Genomic DNA, 24,529 nt, shown 5'->3' with positions numbered 1-24,529 from the left:
AACAGGGAGAAAAAGATGAAGAAATTGACAAGCCTTCTGGCGGCAACCGCTTTGACAGCCGCAGCAACCGCACCGGCGATGGCCGAGAAATGGGATATGCCAATGGCATATTCGGCATCTAACTTCCATTCGGCCACGGGTGCGGAATTTGCCAAATGCGTGACCACAGGCACCGGTGGCGAGGTTGAAATCGTCACGCATCCGTCCGGGTCACTATTCAAAGGTGCCGACATCAAGCGTGCCATTCAAACCGGGCAAGCCCCAATTGGTGAGCGTCTGCTGTCCGGTCACCAGAACGAAAACGCACTTTTCGGGTTCGACTCGATCCCGTTTCTGGCAACGTCGTTCGATGACAGCGCCAAGCTATGGGAGGCTGCAAGACCCTCGATTGAAAATCTGCTGGCTGAACAGAATTTGACGTTGCTTTATGCCGTGCCGTGGCCGCCGCAAGGGCTGTACTTTAAAGACGAGGTGAACTCTGTCGCCGACATGGAAGGCATCAAATTCCGGTCCTATAACAATGCCACGTCGCGTTTGGCGGAACTGACCGGCATGTTGCCTGTGACAATCGAGGCTGCAGAAATCAGCCAGGCTTTTGCCACTGGTGTCGCGGACTCGATGGTGTCGTCGGGGTCGACCGGATATGACCGCAAAGTCTGGGAAAGTCTAAATTATTTCTACGAAGTGGACGCGTGGCTGCCGCGCAACTACGTCATGGTCAACTCAGACATCTGGGCTGGCGTTTCTGATGCCAACAAGAACGTCATCAAGGGCTGTGCAGAGCTTGCCGAATATGCCGGCAATTGGCGCGCCAAGGAATACACCGGCTTTACCCTGCAAGGTCTGCGTGATGGAGGCATGACAGTCGGTCCGGCGTCCGAGCAGATGACCAACGAGTTGAAAGAGATCGGTGTGACAATGACCAATGAGTGGCTTGAGGCCGCAGGTGACGAGGGCAAGGCCATCGTCGATGCGTTCAATTCGTCTCAGTAATTGGCCAGAGATGGGCGGCGGATCAACCTGCCGCCCGTTTCCGTAGAATAACTAATAGTGGGGACAGCATGGCGGCACTACGAGGGCTCAGGTCCGTATTGGATTTCATTTATCAGGCGGCGGGGGTTCTGGCAGCGCTTAGCCTGATCGCCATTTTGCTGCTGATCGTTGTGCAAATGCTGGCCCGCTGGACCGGTGAAGTTTTTCCCGGCGCCCCTGATTACGCCGGCTATGCCATGGCCGCCGCGTCATTTCTGGCCTTTGCCAATGCGCTGAACCGAGGCAGCCACATTCGTGTGTCGATCCTACTCAATGCGGTTCCTGATCGGGTTCGACGCGTCCTTGAAATATGGTGTTTTTCCGTGGGTGCCGCGGTGATGTGGTACTTTTGCTGGTATGCCTATCGCTTTGTCTACTGGAGCTGGAAGTTCAACGATATCAGTCAGGGGCAGGACAAGACTGCGCTGTGGATTCCGCAGTCTGCGATGCTGATCGGCGGGGTCATTCTTGCAATCGCCCTGACCGATCATCTTGTCCACGTCTTCTTCCGTGGCAATCACCGTATCGTCCGTGATCTGGCCGATCAGAGCCACGGGGAATAAGCGCATGGAAAATCTGTCTGTCATCATCCTTTTTCTTTTTGTTCTTTTCACCCTGTTGGGCACCGGCGTCTGGGTCGGTCTGGCGCTTATGGGCGTTGCCTGGGTCGGGATGGAGCTGTTCACGACACGACCCGTCGGCGACGTGATGATCACCACCATCTGGTCGGCGTCCTCGTCCTGGACCCTGACCGCACTGCCGATGTTCATCTGGATGGGCGAAATCCTGTATCGAACGCGATTATCCGAGGATATGTTCAAAGGTCTGTCGCCGTGGATGGCACCTTTGCCCGGTGGATTGGTGCATACTAACATCGTGGGCTGCACAGTCTTTGCCGCCGTATCAGGATCGTCGGCGGCGACACTGACGACGGTTGGCAAGATGTCGATCCCTGAACTGCGTAAGCGCAATTACCCCGAACGAATGATCATCGGAACACTGACCGGCGCGGCAACACTGGGCCTGATGATCCCACCATCGCTGACGCTGATCGTGTATGGCGTGACCATCAATGAATCAATCACCAAGCTGTTCTTTGCAGGCATTCTGCCCGGATTGGTGCTGGCGACGATGTTCATGGGATACGTCGCGATTTATTCGAAATTCGGGAAAGACTGGAACCCAAACAGTGAGTGCAAACTGAGCTTTTCTGAAAAGCTCAAGAACTCACGCTTCTTGTTGCCGGTAATCCTGCTAATCATGGTGGTGATCGGGTCAATGTATCTGGGCTATGCCACGGCGACCGAAGCCGCTGCCTTCGGCGTGATCGGTGGTCTGTTGCTGGCCGCAGGGCAGAGGTCCCTGACCTGGAAGACGTTTACTGAAAGCCTGATGGGGGCCACCCGGACCAGTGCGATGATCGCTCTGATCCTGGCAGGGGCCGCGTTCCTGTCTTTGTCCATGGGATTTACGGGTCTGCCGCGGGGCCTGGCTGATCTGATCGCAGGGTGGGAGTTGACGCGGTTTGAGCTTTTGATGGTTCTGCTGGTCTTCTACATCATTCTGGGCTGTTTTCTTGACGGCATTTCCTCGGTCGTTTTGACCATGGCCGTGGTGGAACCGATGATCCGGGATGCAGGTATCGACCTCATCTGGTTCGGTATCTTTATCGTGGTTGTAGTTGAAATGGCGCAGATCACGCCGCCGATAGGCTTCAACCTGTTTGTGATGCAAGGCATGACGAACCATGAGATGAGCTATATCGCCCGCGCGGCAATTCCGATGTTTCTGATCATGGTGGTGATGGTCTTCGTCCTGATCTGGTTCCCGGAACTGGCCACATGGCTGCCGGAAAACCTTAGGCAAAGCCCGGGCGGGTAGGGGGCTTTGAACCCACTTCATCTGGCGGCGCGTAACGGTCCTTATGTTCTGGTCGCAGGGCTGGCCGCCGGATTGCTGCTGCCCGCGCTGGCCGAGCCGATGCGGGCAGTCTTACCGCCGCTTGTCGCACTGCTGCTGTTTCTGACGGTCCTTAGAATTGAGCCTGCTTTGTTGTTGGGGTCATTGGTCGATTTGCGCCAGGTGGCAAGTAGAGTGATCGCGTTCCAGTTGGCTTTGCCGCTTTTAGTTGTGACTATTGGCATGATTGGTGGGTGGACCGGCACGCCGGTCTTTCTGTCGCTTCTGATCATGGCCGCGGCTCCGTCCATCTCGGGCAGTGCGAATATGTGCCTGATGATGGGACATCCGGCAGAACACGCCATGCGCCTGATGGTGATCGGGACCGCCGTATTGCCGTTAACCGTGTTTCCCATATTCGTTCTGATGCCCGAGCTGGGCGACTTTCAATCCGTTCTGATCGCCGTCTTGCGCCTGTTTTTGACAATTGCGGGGGCGACTGTTGCAGCCGTGTTGTTGCGCCTCGCGTTTCTGAGAAACCCGTCACAAACTACGCTAAAAAATCTGGAAGGGTTGGCAACGATCACGCTCGCTGTATTTGTGATCGGCTTGATGCCGTCCGTGACCGCAACCGCGCTTGTTGACCCCGGTCTTGCGATTTTCTGGGTAGGTTTCGCATGTCTGGCCAATTTCGGCGCGCAACTGGTGATGTTCTTTCTGACACGCAACCGAGTGGATGCAGACATAGGCACTGCGTTGTCCATTGTCGCCGGAAACCGGAATGTCGCGATTTTCCTAATTGCGTTACCGCCCGAGGTGACAGCGCCACTTTTGGTGTTCATCGGGGCCTATCAGATCCCGATGTACCTGACCCCCATTGTAATGCGCCGTTTTTACCAAGCGTCGGGCAACTTGGGGTAAAGCGGGCGCGGCAACATTCGCCGCGCCCCCTATTGTATTAGAAATGCACCGAGCGGGCAGTACCGGGAACTTCCATCGGTGGCGCAAATTTGGTCAGGTCGATGCCTTCGACCGCGACCTTGTATTCCTCCAGCGTCGGCGTTCGACCCAGAATGGCTGACAGAACAACAACCGGGGTCGAACCCAGAAGGGATTCACCCTTCTTTGTCTCACTGTCCGCTACAACACGGCCTTGGAACAGACGTGTGGACGTTGCCAGAACGGTGTCGCCTTTGGCTGCTTTTTCCTGGTTGCCCATGCAAAGGTTACAGCCTGGGCGCTCAAGATAGAGGATATTCTCGTACTCGGTCCGTGCGGTTTGCTTGGGGAACAGGTCATCGAATTCAAAGCCTGAATACTTCTGCAGTATTGCCCAATCACCTTCTTCTTTCAGCTCATCAACGATGTTGTACGTCGGTGCAGCAACAACAAGCGGGGCCTTGAACTCGACTTTGCCATACTCGTCTTCGAGATTGCGCAACATCTGGGCCACGATCTTGATGTCGCCCTTGTGCACCATGCAGGAGCCCACAAAGCCCAGATCAACCTTCTTTTCAGCAGCGTAGTACGAGATCGGGCGGATCGTGTCGTGGGTATAGCGCTTAGACACGTCGGCATTGTTCACATCCGGGTCGGCGATCATCGGTTCGACGATCTGATCCAGATCCACGACGACTTCGGCAAAGTACTTGGCGTTGTCATCAGGGCGCAGGGCCGGTTTTTCACCCGAGCGAATTTCGGCGATACGTTTGTCGGCGATGTCGATCAGGCCCTGCAGCATTTGAACATCGTTGTCCATGCCCTTCTCGATCATGATCTTGATCCGCGACTTGGCGATTTCCAGCGATTCAATCAGCGTATCGTCGTTCGAGATACAGATCGACGCCTTGGCCTTCATCTCGGCCGTCCAGTCGGTGAAGGTAAAGGCCTGATCCGCCAGCAGCGTACCGATATGCACTTCGATGATGCGACCCTGGAATACGTTGTCGCCGTGTTGCGCCAGCATCTGCGCCTGCGTCGCGTGCACCACGTCGCGGAAATCCATGTGCGGTGCCATTTCGCCCTTGAACGTCACCTTGACGGATTCCGGGATAGGCATTGTCGCCTCACCCGTGGCCAGCGCCAGCGCAACCGTGCCCGAGTCCGCACCAAAGGCCACGCCTTTGGACATCCGCGTATGGCTGTCGCCGCCGATGATGATGGCCCAGTCATCCACGGTGATGTCGTTGAGCACCTTGTGAATGACGTCCGTCATCGCGTGGTACACGTTCTTGGGATCACGCGCAGTAATCAGGCCGAATTTGTGCATGAACGCCATCAGGCGCGGCGTGTTGGCCTGCGCCTTGAGGTCCCAGACCGAAGCTGTGTGACAGCCGGACTGATAGGCACCATCGACGCTGGGCGACAGGACGGTTGCGGCCATAGCCTCAAGCTCCTGGCTGGTCATCAGACCGGTGGTGTCTTGAGAACCCACAATATTGACTTTGGCGCGCACGTCAGAGCCGGCATGTAACACTTTGCCCGGGGTCGCTCCGCGCGCATTTGCATTAAAGATCTTTTCGACAGCCGTTAGCCCCTGACCTTCATGGCTGACTTCCTTCGCAGGGGCGAAGGCCGACTTCAGTTCGATGCCCAATGTCTCACATGCAAATGTCTGCAGTTTCTTGCCAAAGACGATGGCATAAGAGCCGCCAGCTTTCATGAACTCCATCTTTTGCGGGGTGAATGAGCCGGCCATGTCGACCAGTTCTTCACTGCCATCCGTGCTATAGAGCTTTTTCTTTTTCGTGTTGATGGTCAGCACGGTGCCGGTCTCAACCGAATAGCGCTGTTCCAGAATCGGGTTGTCATCGTTGTTGAGGATCGCCTTGCCATCCTCGTCCACTTTCTTGACCCAGTTCTTCAGGTCGACACCGATACCACCGGTAACGCCCACGGTTGTCAAAAAGATGGGCGAAATGCCGTTTGTGCCGGCCACGACTGGTGCAAAATTGACGAAAGGCACGTACGGGCTGGCTTGCTTGCCGGTCCAAAGCGCCACGTTGTTGACGCCCGACATCCGCGACGAACCAACGCCCATAGTGCCTTTTTCCGCAACCAGCATCACGCGCTTGTCGGGGTGCTGCAACTTCAGCGCTTCAATCTCTTTTTGTGCGGCCTCGGAAATCAGGCATTTGCCATGCAGCTCGCGGTCGGAACGCGAATGCGCCTGATTGCCTGGCGACAGAAGGTCAGTGGAGATGTCACCCTCGGCTGCAATATATGTGACAACTTGGATTTCTTCGTCCACGTCGGGCAGCTTGGTGAAAAATTCGGCTTTGGAGTAGCTCTTAAGAAGATCCGCAGCGATCTTGTTGCCCGCCTCATAAGCGGCTTTCAGGCGGTCTGTGTCAGCCTCGTACAGGAATACCTGAGTTTTCAGAACCTCACCCGCCTGAACCGCAGTGTCCTGCTTGTCGCCCAATGCAACATCCAAAAGCACGTCAACCGACGGTCCGCCCTTCATGTGGGACAGCAGTTCGAACGCGAATTCTGGCGAGATTTCCTCAACAGTTACCTCGCCGACGATGATGGACTTCAGGAACGTTGCCTTCGCACCCGCGGCACTGGTTGTGCCGGGCAACGTGTTGTAAATCAGGTGGTGCAGCGAATCTGCGCGATGCGGATGACAGGTATCTTTGATTTGTTCGATGATTTCCTCGACAAGCGCACCATCGTCGATGGGTTTGGGGCTAAGCCCTTGTTCTTTGCGCGTTTCAATTTCATCCAAGTAATCTGAATACTGGCTCATGGCTGTTTCCGCTTTGTGTGAATCTGCTGCTGTTGAGAGGTGTTGGGCAACCCGCTCGATCGTATTTGTATGCACCGGTATACATTTGCTGCCAAGGATTCAAGATACCGCTTTGGAAATTTATCGATTTGCTTCACCATTGCACCCAGTTCAAATCCAGAACGCGGGGCAAAACCTTCTTCAAGACGATTTAGTTAAATAATTTATGGCAACGACATTCACGGACGCGCCGCGATGCCGAGACTACCATCTTTTGATACATCAACGGCTTCTACAATCCGCGACGGCGTCACTCAACTTCGGGATTGGAAAGCCCCCGGCCTTCGAACGAAAGGTCCTAATGTGACTGCCAATGCCGGTCTTGAGAATTGGCCCTTTTGGCAATTGCTAGTACATAACGAAAACCTTATCATAATCGTTGATCTGTCGCGCCGTTAGGCGCGCAGGTGACGCCTTAAACTCACCCCTCCCCGAGTGAAGGGGCAGTGAAATCTTCGTCGACGATGTTGCCGAACAGAGTGGTGCCCATTCGTATTGTATTGCAATCCGCGGCCAGCCACGGGATTTGTCAAATCCAGCCCAACCTAACCTGCGCGCCGGCACCGTACTCCTGACTAATCTTTAGCAAGAAGTGTCCAAATCGACGGAATTATCTTTCGACGCCTCAGTTACCAGCTCGAATTAGAGCGTTCTGGCCTTCTCGTCGGTGAGATGCAGCGTCGTTGGCAAACCGGTGATCGCCACCTCCTTGCGTAGACGGTCGAGTGCAGAGGTTGCAACACAGGTCACGCTGAAATCGGCCACTTCGTTGACGAATGAGCTAAGACTACCTTCCATGAAGGTGACTGCCGCCTTGATCCGGCCCTTGTCGGACAGCGCAACGTTCAAACTCTTCTCGCGCCTCTTTTGCGGTATCGCCGCCGATCATCGACGCGTAGTCTGACGAGAAGGGTGTTCTAGTTGATCTTTGTTCTTCAGGTACGAACCGTGCCCACGCAATGGCGAAGATTGTCCCAAGTCACTGCATGCAAAGTGTTCTCAAAATCCCTCATGGCGGTTTGCGTTCAGAATTTCGGTTTCGTACGTGGTCAGATTGACCTTGGAACGGAGAGGGCAGCGGACGGGTCGGTGTACCAGAGAAATCGATCAAAAGGGTATCAAGGCGGCCGCAATCGCAGCGGATTACCGCGTCCGTTTTCGCACACTACAGCTCGGATTACCTGCGTAAAGCTGCCAGCGCGTTGGAGTTCAGCTAACGCTCAGGTTCAACGAACTTCGGACTATTGTCTTAAAAACACTATAAGCGCCCAAGGGCGCCTTGATTTGGTCGGAGTGAGAGGATTCGAACCTCCGACCCCTGCCTCCCGAAGACAGTGCTCTACCAGGCTGAGCTACACTCCGACCGTGGCGCGTGATCTATACTTGCATTTTTGGATGTGCAAGGGGGTTTCCGTGTCGTTTGTGCGAATTTCCTTCGTCGTTCCCGGGCATCGGATCAGGTCAAAACACCAGTTTGATACAGTCGGATTTTGGTGCCACCGTGGTCCACAATTGGCCCGGGGGGCAACAGCGGCAGGCGGGTGGATCGGGCCAGGCCTGCGTTGCTGGTCACGATACCGATACGCCAGCCCTTGAACTTGGTTTGCAGTATCTTGCCCAAGCTGCCGTAAACGGATCGCAGGCGTTTTTCATCCCCGATCCGGGCACCATAGGGTGGGTTGACAATAACAAGACCTGCGGCATCCGATGGGGGTTTTATGTCGCTGACCGAGCGCGTCTGAAACATGGTGAAATCGGCAACCCCGGCCCGGTCAGCGTTTTTGGTCGAGGCCTCAATCGCTCCGCTATTGCGGTCTGAGCCATGAAAAACGACGTCCGGTTTGGCCAAAGGTTGTTGCTGGCGCATCGAGGACCAGGCGTTGGGGTCAAAACTTGGCAGATTTTCAAAGGCAAAGCTGCGAGAACGGCCGGGGCGCAGCCCCAGCGCGATTTCGGCGGCTTCAATGACAAAGGTGCCAGAGCCGCACATCGGATCCAAAACTGGCTCGGACCCATCAAATCCGCACTCTCGGAGGAACATTGCCGCCATCGTTTCGCGCATCGGGGCTTTGGCGACAGCCGGTTTGTGGCCGCGTTTGTGCAAAGGCTCGCCGGAACTGTCGATCGAAAAGGTGCACAGGTCCTTTTCGATGCGCAGCAGGACGCGCACGGTCGCATCGGACGAAACCGGTGCGCCCAGAGTTTCCGTAATTGCCACTTCGATACGTTGCCGGGCGGCCCCTGCATGGTAGATTCGGGATTTGCGACTTGTCGCTTCGACTTTGACGGGCACATCGGGGCGCAAAAAATCGGCCCAGGGAAATTTTCGGGCCCGTTTATCCAGTTGTGCCAAATGAACTGCGGGAAACCCGCCCAATCGCACCAGAACCTTGTTCGCACCGCGCAGACACAGGTTCGCGCGCCAAACTTCAGGCCAGCTTCCGCTACAGGTGACGCCGCCGGGTACCGGCTTTGTATCTGCGAATCCCTGTTCGACCGCTTCGGCATGCAGCGGGGCTTCGAGGCCGGGCGTTGCTACCAGAAAAATCTCAAAATCGTTGTTTGGTTCCATCCCGGGTGCTTACACCGGAAGTGTTGCGGGTGCGATATGCAATTTCAACAGGTCCAAAATGCAGGCCTTCAAGTTAATTTGACAAAATATCGGCAATTTAGGCGGCAACGGGTTTGCGTTTGGCAACATCCCCGCGTAAAGGGACCGTGATCAAAACGAAGCTTGGAATGAAAACAGGTGCTATGCGCCTTTTTTGCTCTCAGGCTCCCACATATAGATCGTTTTGTGCCACTATGCTGTGGTGGGAACGATGTGTTGCAGGAAAGAGGCTTGGAAGACAGTAGCGACATGCAAACTTTCAAACTGAAAAAAGGGTTGGAGCTGCCGGTGCAAGGCGCGCCAGAGCAGACGATCCAACCGGGTCCTGAATTCAGGTCTGTCGGGGTTTTAGGGGCTGATTATCTGGGCCTGAAACCGCGCATGCTGGTTCAAGAAGGTGAAGAGGTTCAGCGGGGCACACCGTTGTTTTGCCACAAGGACGTGCCCGAGGCGATGATGGTCGCCCCGCTCAGCGGCAAGATCGTGGCCATCAACCGTGGTGCGCGTCGGGTGTTGCAGAGCGTGGTGATCGAAGTCTCGGACGTCAACGACACAGGTCTGGATTTCTCGGCTGTGGGCAACGCCGATACCGCCGAGGGCGTGACCGAACGTCTATGTGCGGCTGGCCTGTGGACCGCTTTCCGCACGCGGCCCTATTCCAAGATGCCCGCACCGGGTACCAAGCCTGCAGCAATTTTCGTGACCGCGATGGATAGTGAGCCTCTGGCCGCCGATGCCGAGATCATTATCCAGGATGCAGGTGACGCCTTTGCTGTCGGCCTGAGCGCAGTTGCCAAGCTGACCGAGGGTAAGACGTATCTGTGCCAAGATGAGGGCGCAGCCCTTCCGGGCGCCAACGTTCCGGGTGTTGAAGCCGCAGCATTTTCCGGACCGCACCCCGCAGGTCTGGCTGGAACCCACATCCACTTCCTTGAGCCGCTGGCCGGCGAAAAGCAGGTTTGGACAATCGGCTATCAGGATGTCATCGCGATTGGCCGTCTGATGCAAACTGGCCATCTGGATCCGAACATCGTGGTTGCCCTTTCAGGCCCCGGCGCGCGTCAACCCCGCCTGATCCGCACCGTCATGGGGGCCTCGACCGATGATCTTACCCGTGACGAAATCAATGTGGACGGCACGGCCCGTGTGATCTCGGGCTCGATCCTGTCGGGCCGTCATGCAGAGGGGCCACAAGCCTACCTGGGCCGTTTCGCGCGTCAGATCAGCATCATCCGCGAAGACCATGATCAGCATACGTTGGGCTGGATTCTTCCGATGCCGTCGAAATACGCGGTTCAGCCGGTTCTTGGCTCGGCCTTTGCCAAGAAGCTGTTTGCATTCACGTCCAATCTGAATGGTGGACGCCGTGCGATGGTTCCGACCGGTACATTCGAACAGTTGATGCCGCAGGACTATTTGCCGACGCAACTGCTGCGCGCATTGCTGGTGATGGACACGGATTCCGCACAGGCGCTGGGTGCGCTGGAGCTGGACGAAGAGGACCTTGGCCTTGTCGGCTTTGCCTGTCCGGCGAAATATGAATACGGGCTGGCGCTGCGCGACTGCCTTACAAAGATTGAAAAGGAGGGCTGATCCGAATGGGTTTGCGCAACTTCTTTGACCGGATCGAGCCGAACTTTACCAAAGGCGGCAAGTACGAGAAGTATTTCCCCATCTATGAGATGGTCGAAAGCTTTATCTACACTCCGAAAACCGTAACCTCCGTTGCACCCCATGCGCGGTCCTACGTGGATATGAAGCGGATCATGACCTATGTCGTGATCGCCACGATCCCTTGTATCCTGTGGGGAATGTACAATACCGGCTTTCAGGCGAACTCGGCCATTGCCGCGCTTGGACCCGATTCAGCCACCGGCTGGCGGATCGCCATCCTGCAGATGTTCGGTATCTCGCTGAATCCTGCCAGCATCTTTGCCAATGTGATGCACGGGATGATGTATTTCCTGCCGATATACATCGTCACGCTTGTGGCGGGTGGTATCTTTGAGGTCATCTTTGCGACTGTTCGCGGCCATGAAGTGAACGAAGGTTTCCTTGTAACTTCCATGCTTTACACGCTAATCTTGCCCGCATCTACGCCACTTTGGCAGGTTGCGTTGGGCATCATCTTCGGGGTGGTGATCGGTAAAGAAGTCTTTGGTGGCACTGGCAAGAACTTCCTGAACCCAGCACTCGTCGGTCGTGCGTTCCTGTACTTTGCCTACCCGGCGAACATGTCGGGTGACACGGTCTGGACGCCGGTTGATGGCTTTTCAGGCGCGACGGCGCTGTCGGTATCCGCATCGGAAGGATATCAGGCGTTGGCCACTGAGGGGCTGACATGGTGGAATGCGTTTCTGGGTCAGATGCAGGGCAGCTTTGGTGAGACATCAACGCTGGCCTGTATGATCGGCCTGGCATTCCTGCTGACGACCCGCATCGCCAATTTCCGACTGATTGTCGGCTGTCTGGCTGGGACCATAGGTCTGACGCTGCTGTTCAACCTCATTGGATCGGATACCAACCCGATGTTTGCGATGCCATGGTACTGGCACGTCGTCGTCGGCGGTTACGCTTTCGGTCTGGCTTTCATGGTGACTGAGCCCGTTTCAGCCAGCCATACCAACATGGGCCGGTATATCTACGGTGCTCTGATCGGTATCATGGTTGTGTTGATCCGTGTGGTGAACCCCGCTTTCCCCGAAGGCATGATGCTGGCAATCCTGTTCGGTAACGTCTTTGCACCGCTGATTGACTACTTCGTCGTTCAGGCAAACATCAAACGGAGGGCGCGTCGCCATGTCTGATACGCAATCCCCAGAACCCAAGGGCGCGATTGCCAAGTTCCTGGCCGCTTCGCCGGACTCGGTCGGTAAAACGATCTTTATCGCAGTTGCCGTCTGTCTGGTGGCCTCGATGGTTGTATCAGCCGCAGCCGTTAGCCTGCGCCCGGTCCAAGAAGCCAATGCGCTGAAGGACAAGCAGATCAACGTTCTGCAGGTTGCAGGCGTTTACGAACCTGGCACCGACGTGTCCGAGGCGTTCGCCGCATTCGAGCCGCACGTTGTTGAACTTTCGACGGGTGAGTTCGTCGACGACCGGTTCGATCCCGCAACATTCGACGATCTGGCCGCCGCAAGCGATCCAGAGCTGAGCGTCGCGCTGGACGATGACCCGGCTGGTATCGGTCGCAAGGCGTTGTACCGTGTTGTCTACCTACTGCGCGACGAATCCGGCGAGTTGGACAAGGTGATCCTGCCGCTGCACGGCTACGGTCTGTGGTCGACGCTCTATGGCTTTATCGCGCTGGAAAACAACGGCAACGATATCTACGGCCTTCAATTCTACCAGCACGGCGAAACCCCCGGTCTTGGCGCCGAAGTGGACAATCCGCGTTGGAAAGCACTGTGGAACGGCAAGAAGCTGCGGGACGATTCCGGTGATCTGCAGATCACTGTATCCAAGTCGCAACCTGCCGCTGGCCCCGACTTTTATGTAGATGCGCTGGCCGGTGCCACGCTGACTTCGGTTGGTGTTGATAACCTGGTGAAATTCTGGATGGGTGATGCGGGTTTCGCTCCGTTCCTGGCCAAACTGCAAGCAGGAGAGTTCTGATGTCCCAGACCAAGAGAGAGATGCTGGTCGACCCGCTTGTCGACAACAACCCGATTACGCTGCAGGTCCTGGGTATCTGTTCGGCGCTGGCGGTGACCTCGTCGCTGCAGGTGTCTATGGTGATGGCGCTGGCGGTGATCTTCGTGACCTCGTTCTCGTCCTTCTTCATCTCGTGCCTTCGCAACCAGATCCCGGGTTCGATCCGGATTATCGTGCAGATGGTGATCATCGCCTCGCTGGTGATCCTGGTGGACCAGATCCTGAAAGCCTATGCTTTCGAGATTTCGAAAACCCTCTCGGTCTTCGTTGGCCTTATTATCACCAACTGTATCGTGATGGGCCGCGCCGAAGCATTTGCGATGAAGAACCCTCCGGTCGCGTCGTTTATCGACGGTATGGGCAATGGCATGGGCTACGGCCTGATCCTGCTTCTAGTTGGCTTCATTCGAGAACTGTTCGGCAACGGGTCGCTGTTTGGCGTTACCATTCTGCAGACCGTTAACAATGGTGGCTGGTACGTGCCAAATGGCATGCTGCTGCTGCCGCCGTCCGCGTTCTTTATCATCGGTCTGATCATCTGGGCCTTCCGTACATGGAAGCCGAACCAGGTCGAAGAACGTGAATACAAAATTCAGCAGGTAGAGGCCCACTGATGGAAGGTCTGATTTCACTGGCCGTGAAGGCCATCTTTGTTGAAAACCTCGCACTCAGCTTCTTCCTCGGGATGTGTACATTCATCGCCGTATCCAAGAAGATCTCGACCGCGCTGGGTCTGGGCATCTCGGTCATGGTCGTTCAGGCGATCACCGTTCCCACGAACAACCTGCTGCTCAGTTATCTGCTGAAGCCCGGTGCGTTGGCCTGGGCGGGTTTCCCTGATGTGGACCTGACCTTCCTTGGTCTGATCTCCTACATTGGCGTGATCGCGGCGATGGTGCAGATCCTTGAGATGGTGCTGGATAAGTACTTCCCGCCGCTTTACAACGCGCTGGGGATCTTCCTGCCGCTTATCACAGTGAACTGCGCCATTCTGGGGGGATCGCTGTTTATGGTCGAGCGTGACTATAACTTTGCCGAAGCAGCCACTTATGGTGTGTCTTCGGGCTTTGGCTGGGCACTGGCGATCACCGCTATGGCGGGTGTTCGTGAAAAGCTGAAGTACTCGGATATTCCGGATGGCTTGCAGGGCCTTGGCATCACTTTCATCACCGCGGGACTGATGGCGATGGCCTTCATGTCTTTCTCGGGCGTGAAGCTGTAAGGAGGGACGAATGGAAACTTTTAGCCTGGGCGTCGTCCTTTTCACCCTGATCGTTGTCGCTTTGGTGGCCCTCATCATGGCCGCCCGCTCGAAACTGGTATCGACTGGCGATGTGAACATCACAATCAACGGCGAAAAAACCATTTCCGTTCCCGCAGGTGGCAAATTGCTGCAGACACTGGCGGCCGAAAAACTGTTTGTGCCTTCTGCCTGTGGCGGTGGTGGTACCTGTGCGCAGTGCCGCGTGCGTGTGCATTCCGGTGGCGGTTCGATCCTGCCGACGGAAGAGAGCCATATTACCAAGCGCGAAGCCTCTTGCGGCGACCGCCTGTCCTGTCAGGTTGCGGTCAAGCAGGACATGGACATCGAAGTTCCCGAAGAGGTCTTTGGCGTCAAAAAATGGGAATGCACGGTTCGCTCGAACGAAAACGTGGCGACCTTCATCAAAGCGCTGACCCTGGATTTGCCCGAGGGCGAGGACGTGAATTTCCGCGCTGGCGGATACATCCAGATCGAAGCCCCTGCGCATGCGTTGAAATACACTGATTTCAACGTGGAAGAGGAATACCGCGAAGATTGGGACCGCTTCAATCTGTGGCAGTATGAATCGGTTGTGAACGAACCGATCGAGCGCGCGTATTCAATGGCCAACTACCCGGATGAAAAAGGCATGATCATGCTGAACGTCCGCGTTGCCTCGCCACCTCCCGGTTCCGAAGGTATCCCAGCAGGTCAGATGTCGTCTTACATCTTCAACCTGAAACCGGGTGACAAGGTCACCATCTCGGGCCCGTTTGGCGAGTTCTTTGCCCGCGACACCCAGAAAGAGATGGTCTTTATCGGCGGTGGCGCCGGTATGGCGCCCATGCGCAGCCACATCTTCGACCAGCTCAAGCGTCTGGAAAATCGCGACCGCAAAATCAGCTTCTGGTACGGCGCACGGTCCAAGAAAGAGATGTTCTTTGTCGAGGATTTCGACACTCTGGCCGAGGAATTCGATAACTTCGAATGGCATGTTGCCCTGTCGGATGCGCAGCCAGAGGACGATTGGAAAGGCTACACCGGCTTTATCCACAATGTTCTGTTCGAAGAATATCTCAAGAACCACCCTGCGCCTGAGGACTGTGAGTTCTATATGTGTGGCCCACCAATCATGAACCAGTCGGTCATCAACATGCTGCTGGATTTGGGCGTGGACCGCGAAGACATCATGCTCGACGATTTCGGCGGGTAAGAAATAAAGAACCGGCGCTCATACGCGCCGGTTTTCTTTTGTGCTCAAAGGCGAAGGTCGCTGGCCTCTATCGGCAGGACCGACTTGACGTCGAAGACCACGCTTGTGTCTTTTCCGAACGCTCTGATTTGCGCGGGCTCTACATCCAAAAACTCTCGATGTGCGACGGCCAAAACGACGCCGTCATAGGCGTGTTCCTTAGGGGTGTCGGCCAGGAAATGCCATACTCGACCTGTGCTTCGGAGGCATCGGCGTGCGGGCCATGCACATCTACCTCAATACCGTAATCCTTCAGTTCGTCTATGATGTCGACGACCCTGGTGTTGCGCAGATCCGGGCAGTTTTCCTTGAATGTCAGCCCCATGACCAGCACGCGAGCAGATCCCACGTCAATCCCGACGCGGGTCATCCGCTTTACCAGTTGCGACACTACATAGCCGCCCATGCTGTCGTTCAGGCGTCGCCCGGCCAGAATGATCTGTGGATGATGGCCGACCGCCTCTGCCTTATGTGTCAGGTAATAAGGGTCAACGCCGATGCAGTGACCGCCGACCAGGCCAGGACGGAAGGGCAAGAAATTCCACCTGGTGCCAGCTGCGTGCAAAACGGCATCGGTATCAATGCCCAGGCGTCCAAAAATCATCGCCAATTCATTGACCAGCGCGATGTTCAGGTCGCGTTGAGTGTTTTCGATAACTTTCGCGGCTTCGGCTACGCGGATGCTTTCCGCTTTGTGTGTACCTGCCGCGATAATCCGGCCATAAAGCGCATCTACCAAATCGGCAACCTCGGGTGTCGTGCGCGAGGTCACCTTGCAAATGTTCGAGATGCGATGGGCCTTATCACCCGGATTGATCCGCTCTGACCTGTATCCAGCAAAGAAGTCCGTGTTGAATGTAAGTACTGAAACCCGTTCGAGGACCGGTACACAGTCATCCTCGGTTGCACCTGGATAAACCGTGGACTCGTAAATCACCAAGTCACCTTTTTTCAGAATACGCCCGACCGTCTCGGACGCACTCAGCAAAGGCGACAAATCCGGTTGTTTGCCCGCCGTGATTGGCGTTGGAACCGTCACAATAAATAAAGGTGTCACATCCCGCCAGATCGGAAGGTTCCGAAGTAAAGGTCAAACCTGTCGCAGCGGTCAGATCTTTGGGTTCGACTTCCTGAGTGCTATCCTGCCCCACGCGCAGCGCGTCAATGCGTTCGGCATTGATATCAAACCCTACTACCGGGTCTTCGCCGGCAAAAACCACAGCCAGTGGCAGATCGCCATAGCTAACCTAATGACGACATTTTTTTGGGAACCGAGACTTGTTTCGTACATGCAGGAACTCAGTTCAATTCCCGTGATACTCGCGAAACCAATCGACAAAACGAACGATCCCGTCTTTGAAGTCGGTTTTGGGACGATAACCAGTGAGTTTCTGAAGCAAATCATTGTTGGCCCAAGTCGCGGGCACGTCGCCCTTTTGCATGGGCATGTAGTTGCGGATAGCTTTCTTACCAACGGCTTCCTCGATGGCATCGATGAAATCCATCAGCCGAACTTTGTCGCCATTACCTACATTGACCACGCGCCAGGGAGCTACAGGTGAAAGGCTGTCTCCGTCTTCGATGTCGTTTGCGTTGTCCGGGCGCACTGGCGGAACGTCGATCAGCAACCTGATTCCGCGCACCAGATCATCTACATGGGTGAAATCACGGTACATGTCACCGTGGTTGTAGATGTCAATTGGGCGGTTTTCCAGAATGGCATTTACAAACTTGTAATACGCCAGATCGGGGCGGCCCCAAGTGCCATATACGGTAAAGAAGCGGAACATTGTAGTCGGAAGGTTCCAAAGATGCGCATAGGAATGTCCCATCGCTTCACTGGCCTTTTTGGTTGCCGCATAAATAGTCAGTGGCGCGTCGGCCTTATCCACCTCGTTAAATGGCATCACCTCATTCGCGCCATAGACCGACGAGGTGGATGCCATCAACAGGTGTTCAACCTTATGTTCGCGGGCAACCTCCATCACGTTAAATGTGCCCACAATATTCGAGTCGATATAGCTGCGCGGATTCTCCAGGCTGTAACGCACGCCTGCCTGACCGGCCAGGTGCACGATCACATCTGGCTGAAATTCATCACCAACCTGTTTGAGCTTTTCGTGATTTTCCAACAAATCCTCGGTGACGGAAAACCCAGGGTTTTGCAGCAGCATCTGATGCCGGCGGTTTTTTAGCGCGACATCATAGTAATCGGTCATCCCGTCATAGCCGTGCACCCGGAACCCTTCCGAAAGCAACAGTTTCGCGAGATGGAACCCGATAAAACCCGCTGTACCCGTTACCAGAACGTGCTTCATTTTACCCTCGACCTATAACCGAACAAATTTTGGCATCAAGGATACTGTCAGTCAGCCAAGGTCAAGGGATTTCTACCGGAAGGATCAGCCTACGATCATTTGTTTCATACGCAACGCTTCATACTCCAGCTCTTTTAGTCGGAAATGAACAACGTCACCGATTGTGATTACGCCGCGCAGTTTCCCGTCGCCAACAACGGGCATGTGGCGAAAACGTCCTTCGGTCATGGTTTTCAGGACATCATTCAACAGATCGTCTGGTGAACATGTCTTGACCTCGCGCGTCATCAGATCCTCGACGGATTGTGGCAAGGTCTGGCCGGGCGTATCAGCCATGCGCCGGACGATGTCACGTTCGGACAGAATACCCTGAAGGGTGCCGTTCTGGTCGGTCACGACCACGGCACCAATCCGCTTTTCACTGAGGGTATTCACGACCGAATGGATCGTGTCGTTTGGGCGCACCGCAAATACAGCATCCCCTTTACCCGCAAGCAATTTTGCCACCGTCGTCTGCGAGTGCGACAGATTGGATTCAACCGATTGGCTGTGCGTGCTTGTATCGGTCTTGTCGCCGCGGGTAGGGGGCTGATATGAGGTTGGGGCCATTGGCAATCTCCTCTTATTTTTGAGATGGCTTCCCTTACACCTTACCGCAGCAATGCGGCCTGTATAGGGTGCAAATGCCCAAACCGGGGAAAACTGCCGCAAAACAAGGATATCCGGACTGTTGTCTGACCTTTATCTTACCCCACCCATCGCAGCGCTGATTTTCTTTGTCGTGGTTGTTTGTGGCCACAACTTTAGAATGGCGTGGAAACAGCAGTCTGTAGGCTGGCAGAAAAAAGCTTGGTCGTTTGGTGTGCCAGCAGGCGTCGGCTTGCTGGTTCTGGGGTTCCTGCCGCTAAAGCTGTGAAGTCGGTTTGACTCTGCAGGGGGGCGCTGTCATATGCCGGGCACGGTTTTCCTCAGGAGGTCTCTCAATGCGCCTTTTGCCTGTTCTGGCTGTTGCAACACTTGTTTCGGGATGTCTCTTTGACAAAGAACCCGAGGTTGTGCGCCTGTCCGGTGAGACCATGGGTACCACATTCAACATCACCGCTATCGGCACGGATGTGGATGAGACTGCATTGGGCTCTGCCGTCGAAGAGACGTTGGCAGATGTGAACGCCAAGATGTCCAACTGGGACCCCAACTCCGAGGTTTCGACATTTTCGGCGTCGTCCAGCACGGAACCCACCGAGGTTTCGGAAGAATTTGCGCTGGTTATCGGTGCAGCGAATGACGTGCACAATAAATCGGGCGGCACGTTCGACGTAACACTTGGCCCGCTGATCGAACTGTGGGGCTTTGGTCCACGCAAGCCAGAAGATCCTGTCCCATCTGACGCTGAGATTCAGGCGGCTTTGGACAGCGTCGGTCAAGACCGCCTGCTAACGCTGGATAGCGAAAGCGGAACACTGGCCAAATCAGATGCTGGCGTGGGCATCAACCTGTCTGCAATCGCAAAAGGATACGGCATCGACGCCGTGGCTGCGACGCTACGCGACGCTGGGATCGAAAACTATATGGTCGAGATCGGCGGCGATCTGGTCACCATGGGCCAGAACGACAAGGGTGAGGCTTGGCGGATCGGGATCGAAAAGCCCGAAGCGGGGGCCCAAAACCTGCAGTTGGTAGTTGAGCTGGACAACCTCGGTATGGCGACCTCTGGCGACTACAAGAATTTCTTTGAACAGGACGGCGTGCGGTACTCGCATATCATCGACCCAACAACAGGTCGTCCGATCACGCATCGCACGACCTCGGTCACGGTTCTGGCCAAAAATGCGATGATGGCGGATGCCTGGGCGACGGCAATGCTGGCGCTGGGTCAAGATAAGGGCCTGGAGCTGGCTGAAGAACATAAGCTTGCCGTGTATTTCATCTCGCGGGATGTGACAGGCGGCGACGATGCCTATATTACGGTTCACAGCACTGCGTTCAAAGACGCACTAGGCACCAACTGACAGGTAGGAACCGGGATGAGCACCTTTATCATAGCTTTTTTTCTGCTTTTGATCATCGTGGTTGGCATGTCGCTGGGCGTCATGCTGATGGGCAAGACGATCAAAGGCAGCTGTGGTGGTCTGAACGCAATCTCGGGCGCGGACAAATGTGTGGTCTGCCAAAAGGATGTCGACCCGGATTCGCCCCTGCGAGATCAGTTGCAATGCAAACGTGCCAAAAAGATGCTTGAGCAGATGGAGCGTCAGGCTTAAGCGCAGATTGCGCTTCGCTGTAGTGATGGTAATGGCTAAATAGACCCCTGAGGCATCAGGGGGGAGGACGCGGGTTTGGCCAAAGCCAAAAACATCCTGTTTATCATGTTCGATCAGCTGCGCTGGGATTACCTCAGCTGTTACGGGCATCCGCATTTGCACACCCCCAACATTGACCGGCTGGCTGCTGACGGAGTCCGCTTTGATCGGGCCTACATCCAATCCCCGATTTGAGGCAGTTCGCGCATGTCGACTTATACCGGCCGCTACGTGCATTCAAACGGTGCCTCATGGAATGGCATTCCGCTGAAGGTCGGTGAGATCACGATGGGGGACCACCTGCGCAAGGCAGGCATCGACTGTTGGTTGGTCGGCAAGATCCATATGCGCGCAGATGCGGAAGGCATGGAGCGGATGGGGTTGGAGCCTGACAGTCTGATCGGCGCGCGCGTCGCGGAATGCGGGTTTGATGTATATGAACGCGATGACGGTATGCTGCCTGAAGGACCCGACGGATTTTATGATCCGGATGGCGCACAGGAATACAATAAGCATCTGGCTGCAAAAGGGTATGAGAGTGACAACCCCTGGCACGACTTTGCCAATTCGGGGCTGGATGAGGACGGCAATGTGCTATCCGGCTGGTTTTTAAAGAACTCAACCGAGGCGGCCAACATAGCGGAAAAGGACAGCGAAACCCCTTATCTGACCGGACGTGGCATCGAATTCATGGACACCCATGATGGCCCGTGGTGCTGTCATCTGAGCTTTATCAAGCCGCATTGGCCATACATTGTGCCGGAACCTTTTGTCTCGATGTACGGGCCGGAACATGTTCTGCCGGTCGTGCGCTCCGACGCGGAACGTCAGAATGCGCATCCGGTGCTCAAGGCATTCATGGATACTAAAGTCGGGCAGACATTCTCGCGGCAGGATGTACGTGATGCGGTGATCCCGGCCTATATGGGGCTGATCAAGCAAGCCGATGACCAGATGGGGCGGCTGTTTGACTGGATGGAGAAAACCGGCCGGATGGAGGACACGATGATCGTGCTGACCTCCGATCACGGAGATTTTCTGGGCGATCACTGGATGGGCGAGAAAACGTTCTTTCAGGACGCATCAACCAAGGTGCCACTGATCATCTATGACCCGTCACCCGAGGCAGACGGAACGCGTGGCACCGTCAGCGATGCACTGGTTGAATCCATCGACCTTGCTCCGACATTTGTGGATGTGGCGGGCGGTGAGATCGCAGGGCATATCCTTGAGGGGCACTCCTTGCTTCCGATCCTGCATGGGCAGCTGAACGAAACACCCCGCCACGCGGTGATTTGTGAGTACGATTACTCTGCATCACCAATTGCAGACATGTTAAATGCCTCTGTCCGGGACGCAGTCATGTTCATGGCAGCCAACAAAAAGTGGAAGCTGATCCACTGCGAAGGCGGTCATCGGTCTATCCTGTTTGATCTGGGGAACAGTGCCGATCATGCCGATATTGTTGCCACAATGTACGACCACCTGTTCGTTTGGACACGCCGCCAGTCGCAGCGCACGACACGGTCGGAACAGCAGTTGATTGAGATGCGGAGCAAAAGCCGGGGCAGGGGGATCGTGGTCGGGGTCTATGATGAAAACGATGCGCCGCTGGACCTGACCGTCAAGTATCGCGGTCGCACGACGCGTCCGTATACGGATTTGATAAACAAGGATTGAGCGGACTGAGTATTAAATCTGCACATCCGCGCACAAAATAAGGTTCAATTGCCCGAGGGCAGGCGATACAAGACCGACCAGAGCAGAAATCCGGAGAGCCGCAATGACCGCCCCCAAACCCGTCGTCCTGTGCATTCTTGATGGTTGGGGCCTGTCCGAAGACACACGGTCTAACGCGCCGTACCTTGCAAATACTCCGACCTTTGATGCGATCATGACCAATGGGCCGCACGCGACCATTATTACACATGGCCCGGATGCTGGCTTGCCCAGCGGCCAGATGGGCAATTCCGAGGTGGGTCACACCAATATCGGGGCGGGCCGCGTTGTTGCGATGGATCTGGGGCAGATCGACCTGGCAATTGAAGATGGCAGCTTTTTCGACAATGCCGCATTGCAGACCTTCATAGCAAAGGTGAAGGCAGCAGGTGGAACGGCGCACCTGATGGGTTTGGTCTCGGACGGTGGCGTCCATGGCCATTTGAATCACATCGTCGCTGCTGCCAAGGCTATTACTGATGCAGGCGTTCCGGTGGCGCTGCACGCCATGACGGACGGGCGCGACGTCGCTCCGAAATCGGCATTTACTTACCTGTCTGAGCTTGAAGATCGTTTGCCCGACGGGGCGCGCATCGTCACGGTCTGTGGTCGGTATTTTGCAATGGATCGGGACAATCGCTGGGAACGCGTCAGCGAGGCTTATGATGCGATGGTCAAAGGCCAGGGTCGGGCTGCCACAACCGCGCATGGCGCTGTGGATCACGCATATAACCAGTCTGAAACCGATGAGTTCATCGCTCCCACTGTTCTGGAAGGTTACGACGGCATTCAGGATGGTGACGGGGTTTTCTGTCTGAATTTCCGAGCGGACCGCGCCCGTGAAATCTTGCGCGCGATTGGCGAACCGGGCTTTTCGGACTTCGATACCGGCCCGCGCCCGCAGCTTTCCGCCCTGTTGGGAATGGTCGAATATTCCGACGGTCACAATGCCTATATGACAACCGTGTTCCCCAAGCGGAAAATCGTGAACACTCTGGGTGAGTGGGTTGCCAAGAAGGGGTTGCGCCAGTTCCGTCTGGCCGAGACCGAAAAATACCCCCATGTCACATTCTTCCTCAATGGCGGCAAGGAAACGCCCGAGGAAGGCGAAGACCGGTTTATGCCGAAATCGCCCAAAGTGGCCACCTACGACCTGCAGCCCGAGATGTCTTCGGCCGAAGTGACGGCGAAGTTTGTCGAGGCGATCGAGGCAGGCTATGACCTGATCATCACCAATTATGCCAACCCCGACATGGTTGGTCACACGGGCGATCTGCAAGCCGCAATCAAGGCATGTGAGGCCGTCGATCAGGGCTTCTCGCAGGTTGTCGCGGCGCTGAACAAGGTCGGTGGCGCGATGATCGTCACTGCGGATCACGGCAATTGCGAGGTCATGGTTGACCCCGAAACCGGCGGGCCGCACACCGCGCATACTCTGAACCCGGTTCCCGTGGCGCTGGTCGGTGGGCCAAAAGGTGTCTCGCTGCGAAGCGGCCGCCTTTCCGATCTGGCCCCGACGCTGCTAGAACTGATGGGTCTTGAGCAACCGCCCGAGATGACGGGGAAGAGCCTGCTGTCATGAGGATGCGCGCGCTTATCTTTGCGATGTGTTTCGCGTCGCCTGCCAGCGCGCAGAATGATCCGTCCACGGCGGCCTTGAATGCGGCGCGCATGCTAGAAAAGGCCTCGATCAACTTGACCGAAGCCGACGGTGCCCGCGACCGCGTGCGTGCCCTGACCGAAACTATCCAGGCTTATGAGGCCGGGCTTTCAGCGATGCGGGACGGGTTGCGCATGGCAGCGACCCGCGAGGCACAGCTGACAGCAGAATTGCGGTCGCGGGAACAGGAGGTCGCGCAGCTTCTGGGTGTATTGCAGACCATTGAGACCACGGCACCACCCGTTCTGATGCTGCACCCGTCCGGGCCCCTAGGTTCCGCACGGGCAGGCATGATGCTGTCCGAAGTTACTCCCGGACTGAACGCGCGCGCGCAGGCACTGGCCCATGATCTGCAAGAGGTCCAGACCCTTCGGAAGCTTCAGCAAAGTGCTGCAGACACTCTGGTCGAAGGGTTAACCGGTGTGCAAAACGCGCGCACCAGCCTCAGTGAAGCCATCGCTGACCGCACGGATTTGCCCCGTCGCTTTGTCGAAGATCCGGTTCGCACGGCCATCCTGATTTCATCAACCGAGACGTTGGACGGCTTTGCCAGTGGATTGTCCGAAATCTCGGAAGGCGAAATTGCCGAAACAGATGCGGATGTCTCTGACCGCAAGGGGCGGATTGAATTGCCGACCCAAGGCGTAGTTTTGCACCGCGCGGATGAGACTGACGCGGCTGGTGTGACGCGCCCCGGTGTGGTTCTGGCCACCCGTCCTCGGGCAATTGTTACAGCGCCGACTGCGGCAACGATCCGGTATCGTGGACCATTGCTGGAGCTCGGGAACGTCATGATCCTCGAGCCGCAACCGGGCTTGTTGTTCGTGTTCGCCGGGTTGCAAGACGTTTACGGAGACATGGGCGAGGTGATCCCCGAAGGCACTCCGGTGGGTTTAATGCCGGGTGAATCGCCCGAAATCGGCGCAATTTTGTCAACAAGCAGTGATGGCACTGGAACTGGCCGGTCAGAAACGCTCTATATAGAGGTAAGACAGAATAATAGCCCCGTGGACCCGGAATCATGGTTTCGGACCGACAAGGATGGATAAAC

The 24,529-nt window shown here is 55.9% G+C and carries 20 protein-coding genes, 1 tRNA gene and 3 pseudogenes; 17 read left to right on the top strand and 7 right to left on the bottom strand.

The annotated features are described in order from the left end of the window. Positions 1-15 precede the first annotated feature (15 nt). The 4 genes from DK510_RS04260 (at position 16) to DK510_RS04245 (ending at position 3,852) form a co-directional block, all read left to right on the top strand. The gene (locus tag DK510_RS04260) at positions 16-993 is read left to right on the top strand and encodes a TRAP transporter substrate-binding protein (RefSeq protein WP_109311038.1); all 978 of its coding nucleotides are present in this window, start codon (positions 16-18) and stop codon (positions 991-993) included. 68 nt (positions 994-1,061) lie between these two features. After that, positions 1,062-1,595, top strand: a complete 534-nt coding sequence (locus DK510_RS04255; RefSeq protein ID WP_109311037.1) for a TRAP transporter small permease — start codon at positions 1,062-1,064, stop codon at positions 1,593-1,595. Positions 1,596-1,599: 4 nt separating this feature from the next. Then, positions 1,600-2,913, top strand: coding sequence for a TRAP transporter large permease (locus tag DK510_RS04250; RefSeq protein ID WP_109311036.1), 1,314 nt, complete (start codon positions 1,600-1,602; stop codon positions 2,911-2,913). Positions 2,914-2,919: 6 nt separating this feature from the next. Next, positions 2,920-3,852, top strand: coding sequence for a hypothetical protein (locus tag DK510_RS04245; protein WP_109311035.1), 933 nt, complete (start codon positions 2,920-2,922; stop codon positions 3,850-3,852). 37 nt (positions 3,853-3,889) lie between these two features. On the opposite strand, the gene DK510_RS04240 is transcribed toward DK510_RS04245, so the two are convergent. Then, positions 3,890-6,682, bottom strand: coding sequence for a bifunctional aconitate hydratase 2/2-methylisocitrate dehydratase (locus DK510_RS04240; protein ID WP_109311034.1), 2,793 nt, complete (start codon positions 6,680-6,682; stop codon positions 3,890-3,892). 170 nt (positions 6,683-6,852) lie between these two features. Here DK510_RS04240 and DK510_RS23190 point away from each other — a divergent pair. Next, a pseudogene (locus tag DK510_RS23190) lies at positions 6,853-7,028 on the top strand (IS3 family transposase); the annotation flags it as partial. A gap of 335 nt (positions 7,029-7,363) precedes the next feature. Here the strand turns inward: DK510_RS23190 and DK510_RS04235 are convergent. The 3 genes from DK510_RS04235 to DK510_RS04225 all read right to left on the bottom strand — a co-directional run bounded on the left by DK510_RS04235 (position 7,364) and on the right by DK510_RS04225 (position 9,293). After that, entirely contained in the window at positions 7,364-7,570 is a 207-nt protein-coding gene (locus DK510_RS04235; RefSeq protein ID WP_109311033.1) for a hypothetical protein, read from the bottom strand. A 436-nt stretch (positions 7,571-8,006) separates the two neighbouring features. Next, positions 8,007-8,083 (bottom strand) — tRNA-Pro (locus tag DK510_RS04230). A 94-nt stretch (positions 8,084-8,177) separates the two neighbouring features. Then, a complete protein-coding gene (locus DK510_RS04225) occupies positions 8,178-9,293 on the bottom strand; it encodes a class I SAM-dependent RNA methyltransferase (protein ID WP_109311032.1) in 1,116 nt (371 codons plus the stop codon). Between the two features lie 288 nt (positions 9,294-9,581). Here DK510_RS04225 and DK510_RS04220 point away from each other — a divergent pair, with 288 nt between their 5' ends. From DK510_RS04220 to nqrF, 6 genes are read left to right on the top strand one after another with little or no spacing between them, the layout of a single operon-like run. Beyond that, on the top strand, positions 9,582-10,925 hold the full coding sequence (locus DK510_RS04220; RefSeq protein WP_109311031.1) for a Na(+)-translocating NADH-quinone reductase subunit A: 1,344 nt from the start codon (positions 9,582-9,584) through the stop codon (positions 10,923-10,925). Between the two features lie 5 nt (positions 10,926-10,930). Continuing rightward, entirely contained in the window at positions 10,931-12,139 is a 1,209-nt protein-coding gene (locus tag DK510_RS04215; RefSeq protein ID WP_109311030.1) for an NADH:ubiquinone reductase (Na(+)-transporting) subunit B, read from the top strand. After that, positions 12,132-12,947 carry a Na(+)-translocating NADH-quinone reductase subunit C gene (locus DK510_RS04210; protein ID WP_109311029.1) on the top strand — a complete coding sequence of 272 codons (816 nt, stop codon included), beginning with the start codon at positions 12,132-12,134 and terminating at the stop codon, positions 12,945-12,947. The genes DK510_RS04215 and DK510_RS04210 overlap by 8 nt, the downstream gene beginning before the upstream one ends. Then, positions 12,947-13,600, top strand: a complete 654-nt coding sequence (locus DK510_RS04205; RefSeq protein ID WP_109311028.1) for an NADH:ubiquinone reductase (Na(+)-transporting) subunit D — start codon at positions 12,947-12,949, stop codon at positions 13,598-13,600. Before DK510_RS04210 ends, DK510_RS04205 begins: the two co-directional genes overlap by 1 nt. Next, on the top strand, positions 13,600-14,208 hold the full coding sequence (gene nqrE, locus DK510_RS04200) for an NADH:ubiquinone reductase (Na(+)-transporting) subunit E (protein WP_058272100.1): 609 nt from the start codon (positions 13,600-13,602) through the stop codon (positions 14,206-14,208). Before DK510_RS04205 ends, nqrE begins: the two co-directional genes overlap by 1 nt. Before the next feature lie 10 nt (positions 14,209-14,218). After that, positions 14,219-15,442, top strand: coding sequence for an NADH:ubiquinone reductase (Na(+)-transporting) subunit F (nqrF, locus tag DK510_RS04195; RefSeq protein ID WP_109311027.1), 1,224 nt, complete (start codon positions 14,219-14,221; stop codon positions 15,440-15,442). Positions 15,443-15,486: 44 nt separating this feature from the next. Here nqrF and DK510_RS04190 read toward each other — a convergent pair. The 3 genes and pseudogenes from DK510_RS04190 to DK510_RS04180 form a co-directional block, all read right to left on the bottom strand. Continuing rightward, a pseudogene (locus DK510_RS04190) lies at positions 15,487-16,713 on the bottom strand (nucleotide sugar dehydrogenase). A 72-nt stretch (positions 16,714-16,785) separates the two neighbouring features. Continuing rightward, positions 16,786-17,799 (bottom strand): NAD-dependent epimerase/dehydratase family protein, encoded by a 1,014-nt coding sequence (locus DK510_RS04185; protein ID WP_109311026.1) that lies wholly within the window; start codon positions 17,797-17,799, stop codon positions 16,786-16,788. Positions 17,800-17,883: 84 nt separating this feature from the next. Beyond that, on the bottom strand, positions 17,884-18,408 hold the full coding sequence (locus DK510_RS04180; RefSeq protein ID WP_109311025.1) for a CBS domain-containing protein: 525 nt from the start codon (positions 18,406-18,408) through the stop codon (positions 17,884-17,886). Positions 18,409-18,529: 121 nt separating this feature from the next. Here DK510_RS04180 and DK510_RS04175 point away from each other — a divergent pair, with 121 nt between their 5' ends. From DK510_RS04175 to DK510_RS04150, 6 genes and pseudogenes are all read left to right on the top strand, one after another. After that, complete coding sequence (locus DK510_RS04175; RefSeq protein ID WP_109311024.1) at positions 18,530-18,715, top strand: hypothetical protein; 186 nt, start codon at positions 18,530-18,532, stop codon at positions 18,713-18,715. A gap of 67 nt (positions 18,716-18,782) precedes the next feature. After that, on the top strand, positions 18,783-19,808 hold the full coding sequence (locus DK510_RS04170) for an FAD:protein FMN transferase (RefSeq protein WP_109311023.1): 1,026 nt from the start codon (positions 18,783-18,785) through the stop codon (positions 19,806-19,808). 15 nt (positions 19,809-19,823) lie between these two features. After that, positions 19,824-20,060: a (Na+)-NQR maturation NqrM gene (gene nqrM, locus DK510_RS04165; protein ID WP_058277146.1), complete on the top strand. Its 237-nt coding sequence runs from the start codon at positions 19,824-19,826 to the stop codon at positions 20,058-20,060. Between the two features lie 75 nt (positions 20,061-20,135). Further along, positions 20,136-21,779, top strand: a pseudogene (locus DK510_RS04160) (sulfatase-like hydrolase/transferase). Between the two features lie 103 nt (positions 21,780-21,882). Then, positions 21,883-23,400, top strand: a complete 1,518-nt coding sequence (gene gpmI, locus DK510_RS04155) for a 2,3-bisphosphoglycerate-independent phosphoglycerate mutase (RefSeq protein WP_109311022.1) — start codon at positions 21,883-21,885, stop codon at positions 23,398-23,400. After that, positions 23,397-24,527, top strand: a complete 1,131-nt coding sequence (locus DK510_RS04150; protein WP_109311021.1) for a murein hydrolase activator EnvC — start codon at positions 23,397-23,399, stop codon at positions 24,525-24,527. Before gpmI ends, DK510_RS04150 begins: the two co-directional genes overlap by 4 nt. Positions 24,528-24,529: the final 2 nt, after the last annotated feature.

This window comes from Ruegeria sp. AU67 (assembly GCF_900312795.1).
Taxonomy (GTDB): Bacteria; Pseudomonadota; Alphaproteobacteria; order Rhodobacterales; family Rhodobacteraceae; genus Ruegeria; species Ruegeria atlantica.
This window is presented reverse-complemented; position numbering and strand designations above follow the sequence as displayed.